The organism is Rhodococcus sp. 4CII (assembly GCF_014256275.1).
Lineage (GTDB): Bacteria > Actinomycetota > Actinomycetes > Mycobacteriales > Mycobacteriaceae > Rhodococcus_F > Rhodococcus_F wratislaviensis_A.
Map to the genome: position 1 here is coordinate 25,524 of NZ_JACCFE010000003.1, position 15,645 is coordinate 41,168.

General features: G+C 66.9%; 14 protein-coding genes and 2 pseudogenes. 8 read left to right on the plus strand and 8 right to left on the minus strand.

What is annotated here, in order from left to right:
• Nucleotides 1-135: 135 nt before the first annotated feature.
• The 4 genes from H0B43_RS36755 to H0B43_RS36770 are packed head-to-tail and all read left to right on the plus strand — an operon-like array spanning nucleotide 136 to nucleotide 4,749.
• Nucleotides 136-738 carry a hypothetical protein gene (locus tag H0B43_RS36755; protein ID WP_213016519.1) on the plus strand — a complete coding sequence of 201 codons (603 nt, stop codon included), beginning with the start codon at nucleotides 136-138 and terminating at the stop codon, nucleotides 736-738.
• Nucleotides 726-1,409, plus strand: coding sequence for an ABC transporter ATP-binding protein (locus H0B43_RS36760; protein WP_185730392.1), 684 nt, complete (start codon nucleotides 726-728; stop codon nucleotides 1,407-1,409). The genes H0B43_RS36755 and H0B43_RS36760 overlap by 13 nt, the downstream gene beginning before the upstream one ends.
• A complete protein-coding gene (locus tag H0B43_RS36765; protein ID WP_185730391.1) occupies nucleotides 1,409-2,098 on the plus strand; it encodes an ABC transporter ATP-binding protein in 690 nt (229 codons plus the stop codon). Before H0B43_RS36760 ends, H0B43_RS36765 begins: the two co-directional genes overlap by 1 nt.
• Before the next feature lie 8 nt (nucleotides 2,099-2,106).
• Nucleotides 2,107-4,749, plus strand: coding sequence for an FtsX-like permease family protein (locus tag H0B43_RS36770; RefSeq protein WP_252190343.1), 2,643 nt, complete (start codon nucleotides 2,107-2,109; stop codon nucleotides 4,747-4,749).
• A gap of 190 nt (nucleotides 4,750-4,939) precedes the next feature.
• On the opposite strand, the gene H0B43_RS36775 is transcribed toward H0B43_RS36770, so the two are convergent.
• From H0B43_RS36775 to H0B43_RS36800, 6 genes are all read right to left on the minus strand, one after another.
• Entirely contained in the window at nucleotides 4,940-6,199 is a 1,260-nt protein-coding gene (locus tag H0B43_RS36775) for a hypothetical protein (protein WP_185730390.1), read from the minus strand.
• A 545-nt stretch (nucleotides 6,200-6,744) separates the two neighbouring features.
• Nucleotides 6,745-7,629, minus strand: a complete 885-nt coding sequence (locus tag H0B43_RS36780) for a hypothetical protein (protein ID WP_185730389.1) — start codon at nucleotides 7,627-7,629, stop codon at nucleotides 6,745-6,747.
• Nucleotides 7,630-8,298: 669 nt separating this feature from the next.
• On the minus strand, nucleotides 8,299-9,282 hold the full coding sequence (locus tag H0B43_RS36785; RefSeq protein ID WP_185730388.1) for a VWA domain-containing protein: 984 nt from the start codon (nucleotides 9,280-9,282) through the stop codon (nucleotides 8,299-8,301).
• Between the two features lie 46 nt (nucleotides 9,283-9,328).
• On the minus strand, nucleotides 9,329-10,108 hold the full coding sequence (locus H0B43_RS36790; RefSeq protein ID WP_185730387.1) for a hypothetical protein: 780 nt from the start codon (nucleotides 10,106-10,108) through the stop codon (nucleotides 9,329-9,331).
• A 275-nt stretch (nucleotides 10,109-10,383) separates the two neighbouring features.
• Entirely contained in the window at nucleotides 10,384-10,752 is a 369-nt protein-coding gene (locus H0B43_RS36795) for a CD225/dispanin family protein (RefSeq protein ID WP_185730386.1), read from the minus strand.
• 197 nt (nucleotides 10,753-10,949) lie between these two features.
• Nucleotides 10,950-11,765: a polysaccharide deacetylase family protein gene (locus H0B43_RS36800; protein WP_185730385.1), complete on the minus strand. Its 816-nt coding sequence runs from the start codon at nucleotides 11,763-11,765 to the stop codon at nucleotides 10,950-10,952.
• A 667-nt stretch (nucleotides 11,766-12,432) separates the two neighbouring features.
• Between H0B43_RS36800 and H0B43_RS42650 the strand changes: the two genes are divergently transcribed.
• The 3 genes and pseudogenes from H0B43_RS42650 to H0B43_RS43360 form a co-directional block, all read left to right on the plus strand.
• Nucleotides 12,433-12,567: a hypothetical protein gene (locus H0B43_RS42650; RefSeq protein ID WP_282555525.1), complete on the plus strand. Its 135-nt coding sequence runs from the start codon at nucleotides 12,433-12,435 to the stop codon at nucleotides 12,565-12,567.
• Nucleotides 12,564-12,674 (plus strand): annotated as a pseudogene (locus H0B43_RS43355) (phosphate transport system regulatory protein PhoU); the annotation flags it as partial. The gene H0B43_RS42650 and the pseudogene H0B43_RS43355, both read left to right, overlap by 4 nt.
• A gap of 125 nt (nucleotides 12,675-12,799) precedes the next feature.
• Nucleotides 12,800-12,892 (plus strand): annotated as a pseudogene (locus H0B43_RS43360) (hypothetical protein); the annotation flags it as partial.
• A gap of 359 nt (nucleotides 12,893-13,251) precedes the next feature.
• On the opposite strand, the gene H0B43_RS36810 reads toward H0B43_RS43360, so the two are convergent.
• The gene (locus H0B43_RS36810) at nucleotides 13,252-13,608 is read right to left on the minus strand and encodes a hypothetical protein (RefSeq protein WP_185730384.1); all 357 of its coding nucleotides are present in this window, start codon (nucleotides 13,606-13,608) and stop codon (nucleotides 13,252-13,254) included.
• 260 nt (nucleotides 13,609-13,868) lie between these two features.
• Nucleotides 13,869-14,102: a hypothetical protein gene (locus H0B43_RS36815; protein ID WP_185730383.1), complete on the minus strand. Its 234-nt coding sequence runs from the start codon at nucleotides 14,100-14,102 to the stop codon at nucleotides 13,869-13,871.
• Nucleotides 14,103-14,744: 642 nt separating this feature from the next.
• Between H0B43_RS36815 and H0B43_RS36820 the strand changes: the two genes are divergently transcribed.
• Complete coding sequence (locus H0B43_RS36820; RefSeq protein ID WP_185730382.1) at nucleotides 14,745-15,446, plus strand: MspA family porin; 702 nt, start codon at nucleotides 14,745-14,747, stop codon at nucleotides 15,444-15,446.
• Nucleotides 15,447-15,645 lie beyond the last annotated feature (199 nt).

Sequence of the window (15,645 nt, forward strand, 5' to 3'; positions counted from 1 at the left end):
ACCGGTACCGGTGTGCACCCGACCCACACTATCGGCCCGGCCGAGGCTACTCCGGCCGGTTCTCAGCGTGCCCACAGCACACCGGGAGAATGCTCGGATGTCACGGAGGCAACAGCTGACATTCGGAGGCGCACCGTGACCGGGGCTCGATTATTCATTCACCGGACCGCGTCGCTGACCGCCGTCACCGCGATCGCGGTGGTCTCCATTGCCGGCTGCGCGAGTTCGGAATCGTCCGGCCCGCCGGAGTCGTCGTCGGTGACCGCTCCGGATGTGGGAGGGCCCGGTGACATCCCGGACACCCAGGCCTTCGTGGCGGCGGCGTTCCCCGGCTTCACCCTGACGGTGCCCGAGGGATGGTCGAGCACCCGGAGTGCGGAGGGCGGAGCCTTCACCGACAAACTGAACTCGATCACCGTGGACGCCCGGCCCGCGACGACCCCACCCACCGAGAGCAGCGTGCAGCAGGACGTCGACGCTCGAGTGTCGACTGCGCCGGGATACACCCCCGGATCGGTGACCACGGTGACCCGTCCCGCTGGGAACGCGGTGCTGGCGACATATCGGATCGACGGACCGGTCAACCCGGTGACCGGCAAGAGTGTCACCGACGAGGTAGAGCGCTACACCTTCTTCCGTGAGGGCCGACTGGTGACCATCACCTTGTCGGCTCCGGTCGGCGCGGACAACGTCGATCCGTGGCGCACCGTCACCGACTCGTTCCGATGGACGCCGTGAATTCCGGGTCGCCGCCGACCGTTCTGGCCGCGGTGGAGCTCTACCGATTCTTCCGTGCCGGTGAGGAGGAGATCCTCGCCCTCCGCGGGGTGTCGGTGAGCGTGCGGCGCGGCGAGATGGTGACCGTCGCCGGCCCGTCGGGTTCGGGCAAGTCCACCTTGCTGGCGTGTCTGGCCGGGCTCGACGAGCCCGACGGCGGTTCGGTGCGCATTCTCGGTGACACGATCAGCCATCGACCCGAAGCCCGGCGCGCCCGGATCCGTGCCAACCACATCGGGGTTCTGTTCCAGCACGACAACCTGTTCGCGCATCTGACGGTTGCACAGAACGTCCGGCTGGCTCGTCGGCTCAGCCGCTCCGTTGAGCGTCAACCGGTGCGCGAGGTCCTGGCGCGGGCGGGAATCGGCGAACTGGCCGATGCTCTGCCCTCGCATCTGTCCGGGGGCGAGGCCGCCTGCGCCGGGTTGGCAGTCGCGCTGGCGAACGATCCCGCCGTCCTCCTGGCGGACGAACCGACCGGGGAACTCGACGCGGACTCGGAACTACGCCTGCTCGACCTCCTCCGGGCGCGCTGCCGGGAGGGTGCCGCCGTCCTCGTCGCCAGTCACAGCCAGATCGTGCAGACGCAGGCAGACCGGGTCGTCGAACTCGTCGACGGGCGAGTGCGCTGATGGGCGAACATGACCCGGTGCTGCGTTGCCGTGGCCTGACCCGAATCTTCGGATCCGGCCGCACCACCCGTGTGGCCGTCGACGACGTCACCGTCGAGGTTCCCCGCGCCGCCCGCATCGCGGTGACCGGCCCCTCCGGTTCGGGAAAGTCGACGCTGCTGCATCTGTTCGCCGCCCTCGACACCCCCAGTGCGGGTGCACTGTCCTGGCCTGCTCTCGATGTCGATCCCCGCCGGGACCGCACCCGGATCGGGGTCGTATTTCAGGCCCCGAGTCTGATCCCGGAACTCGACGTCACGGAGAACGTCGCGCTCCCGCTGATCCTGGCCGGATGCCCCGACACCGACGCGCGGGCCCGCGCCGTGTCCACGCTGGCCCGGCTGGGTCTCGAATCCGTGGCCCACCGGCTTCCCGACGAGCTGTCCGGAGGGCAGCTGCACCGCGTCGCAATGGCCAGGGCGCTCGCCGGAGCGCCCCGGCTGGTGCTCGCGGACGAGCCGACCGGGCAACTCGATCACCATACCGGCGCACAGGTACTCGGCACCCTGTTCGGCATCGTCGGCGCACTCGGTGCGGCCCTCGTCCTGAGCACCCACGACGACGCCGTGGCCCGCCGCTTCCCTGTTCGGTGGTCGATGCGCAACGGGCGCATCGACACCCGCAGCACCCCCGGCCGGGCGGCGACGTGAAGTCGGGAATGGCTCTGACGGGGATGTGGATGACCGGGCTGCTGCGCAGGCGACCCGGCCGTCTCCTGGCCGCGGCGGCGTGTATCGCGGTCGCGGTCAGTTTGATCGTGGCGTTGGGCGGATTCCTCGGCGCGTCCAAGGCCACCATGACCGGGCGGGCCGCCCGCGCCGTCGCAGTCGACTGGCAGATCGCGGTGCAACCGGGCGCCGACGCCCGAGCCGTCCTCACCGACATCCGGACCCACCCGGGCGTCCGAGTCGCCGACCCGGTCGGCTTCGGCGACGCCCTCGCGCTCACCAGCAGTGCGGACGGGCACACCCAGACCACCGGGCCCGCCGTGATCGTCGGGGTTCCGGACCACTACCGGCAGCATTTTCCCGACATGATGCGAACGCTCAGTGGAGCCGACACCGGTGTACTGCTGGCACAGCAGACCGCATCCAACCTGCGTGCCGCACCGGGGTCGACGGTCACGATCCATCTGCCGGGCGGCACCACCGCTACCGAGCACGTGGACGGCATAGTCGAACTACCACAATCCGATTCACTGTTCCGGACCGTGGGGGCAACCTCCCCGGCTCAGCCGCCCGCCCCGCCGGACAACGTGCTGCTCATGCCCATCGCGGAATTTGATGCCGTGTTCGCGCCGACGAGGACGGTGGACCCGGCGGTGGTACGCACCCAGGTGCACGTCAGCCGGGATCGCACCCTGCCCCCGGATCCGGCCCAGGCCTACGGTGCCGACGCCGCGCAGGCCCGCCACCTCGAGGCGACCCTCGCAGGTGCCGGCATCGTGGGTGACAACCTCGGAGCGACCCTCGACGCCGCCCGCCAGGATGCCCTGTACTCGCAGGTCCTGTTTCTGTTCCTGGGTCTGCCGGGCGTCGCGCTGGCTGCGGCGCTGGCTGCGGTCGTGACCGCCGGCGGCGCACTACGCCGCCGGCAGGAACAGGGTTTGCTCCGGGCCCGCGGAGCCACCACCGGCCAGATCACGGCGCTGGCGGGAATCGAGGCCGCCGCGGTCGCGGTGGTCGGGGGCGCGGTCGGCATCGGACTCGGGATGGGGGTGCAGCACGCCATCTCGGGTACGACGGTGTCCCTCACCTGGGCGCTGGTGGCCATTGCGGCGGGTATGGTGATCGCCGTCGGCGCCGTGGTGGTGCCTGCCGTGCGGGACCTGCGGTCGCTGACGGTCCTCGCCTCTCGTGCCGACACCGGACGGTTCCGGCCGCCGCTGTGGCGACGCATCGGGCTCGACTTCATCGCTCTGGCAGCGGCATTCCTGGTCTACCGCACCACCGGTCGGGCCGGATACACGCTGGTGCTGGCGCCGGAAGGTGTCACATCGTTGTCGGTGAGTTACTGGGCATTCGTCGGCCCGGCCCTGCTGTGGATCGGCGCCGGGTTGATCACCCTGCGACTGGTCGATCTCGTGCTGACGAGAGGAGGACCCGTGATCCGAATCCTCCTGCACCCGTGGGTGGGTCCTCTGTCGGGCACCGTGTCGTCGATGCTCTCGCGTCGCCGGACCGCCCTCGGACGCGCCGCGGCCCTGGTGGCGCTGGCCGGGGTCTTCGCCGTCTCGACCGCGGTGTTCAACAGCACCTACCGGCAACAAGCCGAGGTCGATGCCCGACTCACCAACGGTGCCGATGTGACAGTGACCGAACCACCGGCCTCGACCGTCGGGGCCGATTTCGCCGATCGCCTGGGGGCGATCCCCGGTGTCCGCGGGGTCGAGCCCATCGAGCACCGCTTCGCCTACGTGGGCACCGAGGTGCAGGACCTCTACGGGGTCGATCCGACGACCGTCACCCGAGCAGCGCAGCTGCAGGACGCGTATTTCGACGGCGGCACAGCGGACGAGCTGATAGCCGCCCTGTCGGCGCACACGGACGGGGTGCTGGTCAGCGCCGAGACCGTGTCCGACTTCCAGCTCACCCCCGGAGACATGCTGAATCTGCGCCTGTACAAGGAGAATACGGATGCCTTGACGACCGTGCCGTTTCGCTTCGTGGGCGTCGTCAAGGAATTTCCCACCGCACCGAAGGACAGCTTCCTGGTGGCGAACTCCGCCTACATCGCCGAGGTCACCGGGAGCCCGGCGGTCGGAGCGTTCCTCGTCGACACCGGTGGTGTCGACACCGCGCAGGTGCGAACCGCCGTCGCCGCGGTGACCGGAACCGGTGCCGTGGTCACCGATATCACCACCGCCCGCGGCGCGGTCGGTACCACTCTCACCTCCGTGGATCTCAGTGGTCTCACCCGACTCGAACTGGCCTACGCGGTGGCGCTCGCCGCGGCAGGTGCGAGCATCGTTCTCGGCCTGGGATTCAGTGAGCGCCGCCGCACCTTCGCGATCGTGACGGTGCTGGGCGGAACCCGAAGGCATACCGCATCGCTCATCCTGTCCGAGGCCGCGGTCGTCACCGTCGTCGGTGCGACCGTCGGGGCCGTCGGCGGCGGAGCGCTGTCCGGGTTGCTGGTGACGGTGCTCCGGGGAGTATTCGACCCGCCGCCCGCCGCCCTCGCCGTGCCCTGGGCGTACCTGCTGCTCGTTACCGCCGTGACCGTTGCGGCGATCGCGACAGTCACTGCGGTGTCCACGTGGGCCGCCGCGCACTACCCGATCAGCGCACTGCGTGAGTAATCTCGGGCCGAGCCCCGCCCGCTGTGTCAGCGGGGAGCGGGCCACCGCCCGCTCCATCCCACCTCGCCCCATACCGCACGGTGCCCGGCACCGCGCGGTCCTGCCACCTTCAGAAGGTGCACCGGCGGTACTCGGGCAGCTACACCGCACTTCAGCTACACCGCACTCGGAGGCCCCATCGGCGATAGTTCTACTGCAGCGCGGTCAGTAGAGCGGTGAGGGTCTGCGACTCGGCCGCAGGATCGGGCTTGCCGGCCCGCACCGCCTGCAGGACGGCGTCGATCCGGCCGTCGAGAACCTTCCAGGCGGCGCCGTCCATGGGACGCAAGGTCGCCTCGTCATCGTCCCACGCGGTTTCGAGGTCCTTGATCCGCGCTGCTGCGGCGGTCTGGTCGCCGGCCTGCACCGTCGTCAGCGTGTCCTGGGTGATGGTGCGGAATTTCGCGACCTCCGCCGGCGGGAAATGCGCGGTCGCCTGCCCCGGGTCGAGTGTCGCGGTCACCGACGGCGTGCCGGATTCCTCCTCCTCGCTCGCCGCGGCGGCGTGCGGCTGCCCGGCCGCCCACATGAGCAGAGCGCCGGTGGCGACCGCGACGGCGGCGTAGTACCCGAGCATGATCCGCTCATGGGCCGGGGTCGTGGTCACGGCCGGCGTATGGGTGCGTTCGTGCTCCTCGATGACGTCGCTGCGGGTGAGGGTGAGATACACGACCGTCGCGAGGATCGCGATGAGGAAGATCGCGCTGGTGAGCGCGGTACCCCACCCGAGGCCGTGATCGGCCGAGGGGGACGCGAGCCAGTCACCGAGGTTGGCACCGAGCGGGCGGGTCAGGATGTAGGCGAGCCAGAAGGACAGCACGGCGTTCGCGCCCAGTCGCCAGCCGATCGCGATCAACACGATCAGGCCGGCCGGCAGGAGCACCGAGATGCCAGGTCCCCAGCCGGTGAGCTCGAGTGTCCAGTCCCCGGCTGCTGTGCCGAGCGCGAAGGTGACCAGCACGGCGAGCCAGTAGAACAACTCGCGAGGAATCGTGATGATGCTGTGGATCGACAACGTCCGCTCGCGGGCGTACCACACCCCGAACACGACGATCAGGGCCGCTGTGAAGACACTCGTGCTCACCGCGAGCGGAACGCCCAGATCATCGGTGAGGATGTCGGTGTACAGCGTCCCGGTCACACTCAGCACGACGACGGTCAGCCAGTAGACGAACGGCACATAGCGATCGAGCCGTAACTGACACGCCAGAACCGCGACAAGAATGACCGTGAAGATCAGGGCAGTGACGTTCAGACCGAGACCCAGAGTCATGTTGATCCAGTCGGCGAAGCTCTCACCGACGGTGGTGCACAGAATTTTGATCACCCAGAACCACACCGTGATCTCGGGCACCTTGTTCAGCATCACCCGCCCGGATATGGCGGTGTCGGATCTCGTTGTCTCGGTCATGACCGTCGACCGTAGAGGCCCGATGCTGAGCTCACGCTGAGCGACGGGTCACGGCCGATAACGAACGAGACGCACCGCATCCAGTTGGGGCCAGTGGATCATGATGGCTCTGACGTCGCGCCCGAGTGATTCCGCCGTGGCCGTACTCGGTCCCGCACGGGTGCACTGTGGTTCTGCGTCGCGCGGATAGCCGCGGTTAGAGCGCTCGACTGAGAGAACTCACAACTGAGAACTCACAGGGGGCGACGCCCCACATCTTCGTCGGCGACCGGCAAAGATACATCTGGGACACAGGCCTCCCCACGGACCCGCGTCGTCTCGGTCCCGATGACGGTAGAGACCACCGCTGGCACACGCGCTGGGGGTTCGCTTACTGTCGGAGGCGCCGTCGTCGAGCATGGACGATTCCCCCGCATCCGTGCCGAACACGCCGCCGGCACCGTGGGGTGGGGATTGCATCGGCCACCGGTCGCACTGTTCGCCCGGCGTCGGGGACTGCTGGTTGCCGGCCCCAACCGGTAGACGGGCGAGGCACGCCACCACACTCACGGACCGGTCCCGTCCGCGGTCACGAGGGCGCCGTTGGGTTGCTGCGGGGACCCGGTCCGCCGGTGGACCGGGGCCGGGAGCGGATCGAGCGGGTGCGAACGAAGGTGGATGCTCTGGTAGATGATCAACCCGATCAGGACCGACAGCAGCGCCGCGGACGTCCACATCGTGCCCCACGCGAGGCCGCCGTGGTCGAGCGGTTTGCTCAGAAAGTCGCCGGCGGTGGCGCCGAGCGGGCGGGTGAGCACGAACGCGACCCAGAACAACAGCATGCCGTTGATGCGGGTGAAGTAGTGCGCGGCCAACAGCGTCAACATGACGGCGGACAGGACCAGGGCGCTGTCACGGAAGCCGACGCCGAGGTCGTCGGCGAGGAAGTCTCCGCTGGAGGTGCCCAGACTGTTGGAGAACAGGATTGCGATCCAGTACAGAATTTCGCCCCTGAACGTTGCGACGTTCTCCACATCGAGGGTTTGTCCGCTGCGCCACCAGATCACGAACACGATCGCCAGGCCCCCGGTGAGAATGATTGCACCGTTGGTGTATCCGATACCGCCCGTGCGATTCATCAGGTCCGACAACGTGGTGCCGGCGGTGCTGGTCAGGGCAATTACGCTCCAGTAGATCGCCGGCTGAAACCGCCGTGCGCGGAGCTGAAATACAACCGCGACCAGGAACAACGCGAAGAAGATGAGCGTGCTGACCAGGTAGCCGACCTGCAGTGTCTGCGCAAGCAGATCTCCGCCGGTTTCCCCCAACGTGGTCGCGGCGATCTTCAAGATCCAGAAGATCAGGGTGACGTGAGGAAGCTTGCGGAGCACATAGCGTGCCGGCGGATTCGGGATGTGCGGACTCTGCGATCCGGGGGATGCCGAGACCATAGTGCTCCCATCTGACTGCTGTGTCGTCGTCTGTCGTATGCCGGGCCGCCCGCGGTTATGTCGGGGTGCACACGGCAGGACCACTGTGCCCAGGCGCCGCTGAGCGGACGCTGAGTGGGCCGAATCGGCCCGAGCATTTCGCCCGTGGGGCGGCACGGATCGGGATCGGCCGGTGGGATTTCGGTCGGCTGCACAGCATGCACCCGCCGTCCTGTGCGGACGCTGAGAGCCGTGACCAGAGCGCAGGTAGCTGAGACTGCGCTGATAGTCTGCACCTACATCTTACTTAAGATGTTGGGGTGTAATATAATTCGAGGACTGGTGATCGATGCAGCTGCCGGCATCAGTGCACCCGGAGGCCATTCCTAGGCGAGAGATGGCACCCGGTGGCGGCGGCTCCCGCGTGTGAACCCCTTCGCGCGGGAGCCGCCGCTGTTATACGCACTCAACGAGCGTGGGTCGGGGCGAGACCGTGTCCACATCCAACGAGGAAGAGTGCTTTATCTATCCGGGTCATACAGAATCGCACCTTTCGGGGGGAGCCCATGTCGAGGGCCTGCCGTCCGACGCCGAGGGCACGTAGGCCGCTGTCGACAGTTCCCGTGCGGTCGTCGACGTAAGGCAAACTGCAGCGAGGGTGAAGTCACCGCTCGACGACGGGCCGGGTCCTCAGGCCAGGCGCCGAGCAATGGCGAGGCCGGTGGCGGCGGCCGCGGCGACCAGTGCGGAACCGAGGATCAGCCAGGGCCGGCTGGCGTCGCCGAGTTGGTTCTCGTAACCGATCTGCTGCTGGAGGTCCTGGTAGCTGGCATCGAGTTCGTCGGCGGTGGTGGCGGTGAAGAATGATCCACCGGATAGGTCGGCGACCTGCCGGAGGGAGTCGTCGTCGACGGGGACGGGGACGGTCCGGCCTTGAATGTCGACCGTGCCGTGGGTGGTGCCGAAGGAGATCGTCGAGATCGGGACGTTCTTCTGTTTCGCCAGCCGGGCGGCGGTGAACGCGCCGCGCGGGTCGTCCAGGGCGGCGGGCTCGGTCTGTTTGCCGTCCGACAAGAGGACGATCCGGGCCGGCGGCGGACCGCCGTCGCCACCGCCGAGCACGCTACCGAGGGTGTCGATCGCCTGCAACGCGGTGAAGATCGCTTCCCCGGTCGCGGTCCGCTCGGCCAGTTGGAGGTGGTCGAGCGCGCCTGTGACGGCGGCATGGTCGGGAACGGGGGAGACCAGAACCGACGCCGTTCCGGCAAACGACTCGAGCCCGAGATTGATGCCCGGGGTGAGGGTCTCGGCGAACGTCTTCGCGCCGGCCTGCGCCGCCGCGAGACGTGTCGGTGACACATCCGTCGAACGCATCGATAACGACACGTCGATCACCAGCATCACCGTGGCCCGATTGCGCGGAACCTTCCGGGCGGCGGTCGGCCCGGCCAGTGCGACGGTCAGCAGCAGCAGCCCGATCAGCAACAGCGCGGTGGGGACATGCCGGGATATCCGGGGTCGGTGGGGTGCCACGCTGTCGAGCAGCTCGAAGTTGGTGAACCGCAAAAACCTTCTGCGCCTCTGCCGCTGCACCCACAGATACCCGGCCAGCAGGGCCGCGATGACCGCCGCGAACAGCAACCACAACGGTGACGTGAATCCGGACACGCTCATCTCTACTCCCGCCGTCCAGGGGTTCGTGCCGGACGGCCGTGGTCGCTCACTGCGGCACGGCGGCCCGATCCCGTCGCCCCGCATACCTATGCCGGGAGGACGATGCAGTGTGCCGTGACCGCGTCCCGGTGGCAGCGCGCCGCACCGGTCCCGCCGCGACAGTAACGACGAGTGCGGCGAGCAGCATCGCGACAATGACAACGGTCAGGCGATCGCCCCCCGAATACAGCCGACCGACGAGTGCGGCGACGACTACGAGCGCACCGGCAGCGACCGCGCCGACCCGGCGGGGGCGCGAACGGATGACGCTCGCGATCGCGGTGAAGAGTCCGATCAGTGCTGTTAAGGCAGCGAGGACTGCGTCTGGCAGCACAGATCCGCCGTCGTCGGCCAGCGCGGCGCCGCCGAGCGCCGCGGCGCCCACCGCTGTCAGAACCATCCCGGCGGCAGCGTCCTTTCCGCGTTGCCGCAGTGCAAGGGCGCAGACCGCAGCGCCCGTGGATACGGCGACCGCACCGGCCGGGGTACCGCTCAGGCGCGTGAGCTCGTCGAGCAGCGCGTTGTGATGACCATCCAGAAACGACGCGACCGGCCGGTCTGCGCCGGTCAACCATCCCCCGACGTGGATGTGAACGCAGAAGACCGCCAGGGCCGCGGCCAACCCCGAGACCCTCAGCCCGGTGGGCAGCACCGGCCCGGTGGCGAAGAATCCGGCTCCGAACACGGCCGCCGCGATCGCCAGGGCGGGCAGTGCGATCTCCATCGTCGCGCCCTCGGTCACCACCTCGGTGACGACCTCCTGCACCAAAGGCAGTGTGTGCGACACCCCTCCAGTGTCGAACGCCGCCGCTGTGGAAACACTGAGAATTGGTGGTGCCCGACCCCGACGGTGTGGTGCTGTAATTGTGCCGTCGGCGGAACGTGGGCACCCGCACTCCGCAGACGGCCCTGCATCAATGGCGACAGTCGGTTCAGGGACCCCCGGGGACCGGGGCCCATGGCGCAACGGGGTCGCTGTCCTTCGTTCGTCACCACCGACCGGTGAATCCTTCGGTGGTGACGCTCCCGGCGCGGACGTCAGTCGCCCCGGTCGTGGTGAAGTCAGTCGCCCCGGTCGTGGTGAAACTGGCCGCCGTCCCCTCCGTGGGAGATCAGCACAATCGCCGCGATCGCGTACAGGACGATCGCCAGGAGCAGCAGGGCGCCGAAGATCCACAGCGACAACTGACCGAGTTTGCGGACCCGGCGTGAGGCGTAGAGAGCGCCATCGGTATCGCCACCCGCCCACAATGGATACACCTCGAACGCGTGGTGGAACGCAGAAAACGCCAGCGGCCAGAAGAACAACAGTGACACCACTGCCCAGCCGGCATTGTTGCTCGGTCGCGGCTGCGCGACGGAACTGCTGCCCGTGACGGAAGGGGAGTGTTCCGGCTCGCCCGGTGCGGGTCCGGATAGCGACGACTCCATGATGCGAACCTCTCATCCGTAGAAGGATCGCCACCGAACGTATGCGGAGTTCGTTGAGAAATCGCTGAGAGTGCCTAAACCTGTTCGGCACAATGAAATAAGTTGGAAGGAAACTTGTTTCGACGTTTCTCGCGCATCCTTGTGCGCGATTGCGTCGCTGTTGGGTTCTTCTCGTGACGATCGCTATCGGAAACCCGTTATGGCCGGAGGAAGACGTCGTCGAGGGTGACGGTTCGGAGTTTGCGGTCGCGGATGATCTGGACGAGATGCGGATACACGTGGGTGACGGGCAGGTAATTGAGGTGTCCGATGACGATTGCCTGCGGGGTGAAGTACTTGTCGGCCATCTGCATCAGATAGTCCTCGGTGATCAGCTGGGAGTCGGACAAGGACCCGAACCACAGGGTGGGGACGGTGTACCCGAGGCTCGCGGCCACCGCATCGACGGTGCTGTTGTGGTTGCCGTACGGAGGACGAAAATACGGTGCGGCCTCGACACCGTAGGTGTTTGTCAGGAATGCGTCGTTCTTGGTCAATTCCTCCGCGATCCTGGATTTCGACACCGTGGTCAGATCCGGGTGAGACCAGGTGTGATTGCCGAGCTGGATCTGACCGGACTCCACCAGGGGGCGCAACAGCGCCGTGTTGTCGGTCCAGGACGGGTACTGCCCGTTCACGAAGTAGGTGAGTCGGATGCCGGTGTCCTTCGCGAATTGGGTGTAGAGGCGGACGACGTCGCTGTTCACCCCGTCGTCGACGGTGAGCGCGAGGAGATCCCCGGTGCCCGGCAATGCGGTCAACGCGCCGCCGCCAGGCAACCGGACCCTCGACGTCGGCGGCGGTGGCGGTAGTACCGACGGACTCGGCGGCGTGGTTACCGGGGGTGGCCCGGGCACGGTGGGATCGGGCACTGCTTCGCCCGCCGTCGCGTAGCCACTGACGGCATAACCCGCGCCGGTGGTGACGGCCACGGTCGCCGAGGCGAGCAGGGTCAAGAACTGACGTCGATCCACGCGCGAAAGTGTAAGGGCCGACGGGCAAGGCTGGGTGGCGGCGGCACCGGTAGCGACCCGATCGCAACGTTGATCGAGAGAATGCGGGTGCGGCGAGAATCGGAACCCTTTCGAGAGCAGTCGAAAAGGGCGCAGGCGTCCACCCTGAGGGTATGTCTCACGTCCTGTGAAATCGCTGAGAAGCGACACCCGCCTGGGGTGGCATGCCGCAGGGCCAGCGAGTGGCGGGTAGTTGCTGAGAACGCGCTGAGAACAGCGGTCGTCGTTCTTCCTTCTGAAATTGCGCGGGAATAGCATTGGGATGCTGCCGTCGTTCGCTGCAACCGATACGAGGCAGCGCACCGAGTTCTCGCCGCCAGGCGACGCGGGGGCCGGTGCGATCGGCTCCCGCCGGCGCCTCCCATTCGGTGTCGACGGGAGCTGTGAACGTCCAAACATACTGCCCAACAGTGTGAATCACCGTGTTGCACCTCCTACTGGGTGCGCCGGTGGCTTGCAACTCGATACACCCGAGGTGTTGCGGTCGTGGCTCGACGTCGGTCTCCTCCTGCCTTCACCACACGCGACAGCGCGGCACTCGAATCAACAGGATTAACCCCGAGGAAAGACATCGCAGCGTGCCCGCCCTGGGCATCAGTTGCCGTGGTCATCGCCGTACAGTCGGGGGGTGCGGACCCGATTCAGTGACAACATCGACGTCCTCGCAGCGGATCTGGTTGCGATGTGCGGGCATGCCGAAACGGCGATCGCGGATGCCACCGGGCCCTTCTGGCCGCCGATCTCCGCGGGGCCGAGCGGGTGATCTCCACTCGCGAATGGTTCAACGCTGCCGCACAGGGATGGGAGAACAAGGCCTTCGCGCTCATCGCGCTGCAGGCGCCCGTCGCAGCGGACTTGCGAACCTTGGTCGGCGGACTGCACATCGCCGCCGACCTGCAGAGAATGGGCGGACTCGCAATCCAGATCTGTAGTTCACCCGCCGTCGGCACCCCGCTTACGTGCTCCCGGTGGAGGTTCGCGAGGGCTTCACGACCATGGGACGACTCGCCGCCGCCCACACCGCCGAGGCCGCCGAAGTCCTGCGGAACCGGGACGTCGAACGGGCCGGGAGGCTCGAGCACACCGACGACGAGATGGACGACTTGAACCGCACCCTGCTCGCACACACCACCTCCGGGCTGGCCACTTGGAGTAGAAGCCGCCATCGACGTGACACTGCTCGCCCGCTTCTACGAACGGTTCTCCGACCGCACCGTGGAAATCGGTCGCCAGGTGATCTTCATGGAAACCGGAATGCACGACGCGACGTAATAATTCGCTCTCGGTGGGCCAGCGAGGCGGGGCACCTCTGAGATGTTGTCGTCCTCGCCCTACGGCCGTAACCGGACGAAACCGTGTCGGTGGGCCGACACGTCCGACGTGATTGGAGGGCAACGACGTGGACATCCTCGGCAGTCGGCAGTCTCGCCGCTGGGATCCATCGAAATCAATGCGGATCGGGTGCGGGGCGGACCGCGATGTTCTCGACCGATGTCGTGTTCTGACCGGTGCAATCCATGACGACCGTGTAGAAGCTGCCCGATGGGATGCTGGTCAGTTTCACGAACTGTGTTGCCTTCGGTGCCAGAGTGACCTCTCTCGACGAGATGGTCTCCTTCGATGGGGCCAGGACGCTGAAATCGCACTCTCGCGCCGTGTCATCGCCCTTGGCGGTCACGGTCACCTGCCCCCGCCCGCCGACCGCGGTCATGGTCGCATCGGCAGACGCCGCTCCGGCGCCCAGACCAGCTAGTGCGACTGCCGCCGGTGCGACCATGATGGCCTTCAGAACGCGTCGCTTCACATACCAAATTCTAGTCCTCGATCGGCTCGTTGGCGTGCCTAGATCGGTCGGGTCAGTGCAGCGCAAACCCGGCTCCGCCGACGCATCGGACGCGAGCTCGGGTGCGTGGCGAAGGGCGGGTGCCGTTGGCGACCAGCGACCAGACGTCACCGGTTCGGAGGAGGAACCCGGACCCCCATCGTTGGCCTGCACTGTGGTTCTGATCCGGAAAGGACGCGCGGATCGAGGGATGTCTTCATCGGCGACGCCGCAGGAATGCTTTAGGGTGTGCCGAGCTGCACGCCCGTTTCGGGCAGGTTGAACGGGATGGGCACGCTTCCCGTGCCAACCGAGACGGCTTGGGTGCGCAATTGCGCTGCGTCCGAAGTGTTGCGGGCGCGCCCACGAAGTAGCGACGTGACGAATAGCTCACACGCGGCGGCGATCCGGCGAGAGAACGGCGGCGCCAGAACACACCGTGGCAGCCGGAAATGGGTGATCGCGGGCGCGATCATGTCGAACTCCGTACTATCGCGCACTCGACGTGACCTCATCGCCGAGGGTCATCGACCGCAAAACGACTTTGGCGCAACGTGATCAGCAATCGAGTGCAATGCAGGCAGCACTGGACAGCGAATCGACCAACTGTAGAAACAGTTGCACGACTGAGTAATTGCCCACTAGATGCGGCCAGGGAAGGGTTGGTCTAGGTGGCACGCTCCACTGGTATGACAGACGGTGGTCGATCCAGAGTATGCGCCCCGTATCCTGTGAGGACGCTGAAAGGCGGGCCGATTCTCTCCGCAGGGGCACTGCCTGCCGAGGACGGACTGAGGCTTCGCTGAGAATCAGCAGCTCGACTGTTCCGTATCGAGCTGCAGTGGAATAGCATTCGGGATCTGGTGATCGCTGTGGCCGAACATCACACATCCGGGGATCGCTCCGATGGGAGGTGGGACCCCCGGTGCAATCGGGCTCCCACCGGTGGTGACCCCAGATCACCGGCGGGAGCCTTTGGTGAGCTCACTCGCAAGGAAGCAGTCCTCGCCTACGCGACCCGAGCACCGATTTCACTGATCGGCGATCATCCTTCCCTCTCGCTGGTTACCCTGAGCTCCTACACATTTCGTCGGGAATCCAGGATGAATGGGGTCGGTATGACGAACATCAGCCCACCACGGAGCGGGCACAAGCGCATGAAGCAAACACTCGCGGTGGCCGCGATCGCCGTCCTTTCGGTTGTCCTGGGCGGTGGCACCGCCGCGGCCGGGGTGGACAACTCCAGTTCGGTCGTCGACGCGCGAGGCAATCGCATCGAGGTCTTGCAGGGCGACACTCAATTCCAGGTCGTTCCACCGCTGGATGGCGTGCCCACGTCGGTGGAGTTCTTCCACAACGGGTACGCCGGAGTCAATATCACCGGACCGAACGCTGCGGAGTTCAAGGGAACCAAACTCACCATCGGCTACCAGATCGGCTACCCGATCGCATTGTCAGGCGCCACCGTCGTGCTTCACTCGCCCGGCCTCGGGTTCGTGATCGGCGCAAGCAACGGAATCGACCTCGGCCTCGTCCCGACGCCCTCACTGGACTTGCACGCATCGAACCACGCCGACCTTGCGGGGGACATTATTCCGTCCCAGGAACTCGACATCGACCTCAAGCCCGGCGGCATCACCACCGTTCCGCTGCTGGAGAACCAGTCGTTCGACGGACCCGCCGCCAGCGTGCGACTGCAGGGCATCCACGGTTCGATCTCCGGTGCTCTCGGGCCGGTCACCGTCCGGCCGTACGCGACCGCGGTCACCGCGCAGGGCGACACCGTCACGACCTACGGTGTACCGCAGAAACTCAACTAGAACTGTCGTGACGGACGACATCGGCCGCCCCATCGGTATCGGGCGGCCGATGTCGCGCGGTTGGCCATCGGGCTTGTGAAGCCGATGGAACTGAACACCACGGCCACGACGGTCGCAGAGGCCGTCGCGCGTCCGGTCGGCGGCGCTAGGCTCTTGAAGAGCGAGTTCTTCGTAGATGTAGTCGGCAAGAGCTCCCAGC

Excerpts from the sequence above, each read along its gene's own strand:
- H0B43_RS36760 (WP_185730392.1), top strand. The coding sequence starts at position 726 with ATGGACGCCGTGAATTCCGGGTCGCCGCCGACCGTTCTGGCCGCGGTG.
- H0B43_RS36765 (WP_185730391.1), top strand. The coding sequence starts at position 1,409 with ATGGGCGAACATGACCCGGTGCTGCGTTGCCGTGGCCTGACCCGAATC.
- H0B43_RS36770 (WP_252190343.1), top strand. The coding sequence starts at position 2,107 with ATGGCTCTGACGGGGATGTGGATGACCGGGCTGCTGCGCAGGCGACCC.
- H0B43_RS36775 (WP_185730390.1), bottom strand. The coding sequence starts at position 6,199 with ATGACCGAGACAACGAGATCCGACACCGCCATATCCGGGCGGGTGATG.
- H0B43_RS36780 (WP_185730389.1), bottom strand. The coding sequence starts at position 7,629 with ATGGTCTCGGCATCCCCCGGATCGCAGAGTCCGCACATCCCGAATCCG.
- H0B43_RS36785 (WP_185730388.1), bottom strand. The coding sequence starts at position 9,282 with ATGAGCGTGTCCGGATTCACGTCACCGTTGTGGTTGCTGTTCGCGGCG.
- H0B43_RS36795 (WP_185730386.1), bottom strand. The coding sequence starts at position 10,752 with ATGGAGTCGTCGCTATCCGGACCCGCACCGGGCGAGCCGGAACACTCC.
- H0B43_RS36815 (WP_185730383.1), bottom strand. The coding sequence starts at position 14,102 with ATGATCGCGCCCGCGATCACCCATTTCCGGCTGCCACGGTGTGTTCTG.
- H0B43_RS36820 (WP_185730382.1), top strand. The coding sequence starts at position 14,745 with ATGACGAACATCAGCCCACCACGGAGCGGGCACAAGCGCATGAAGCAA.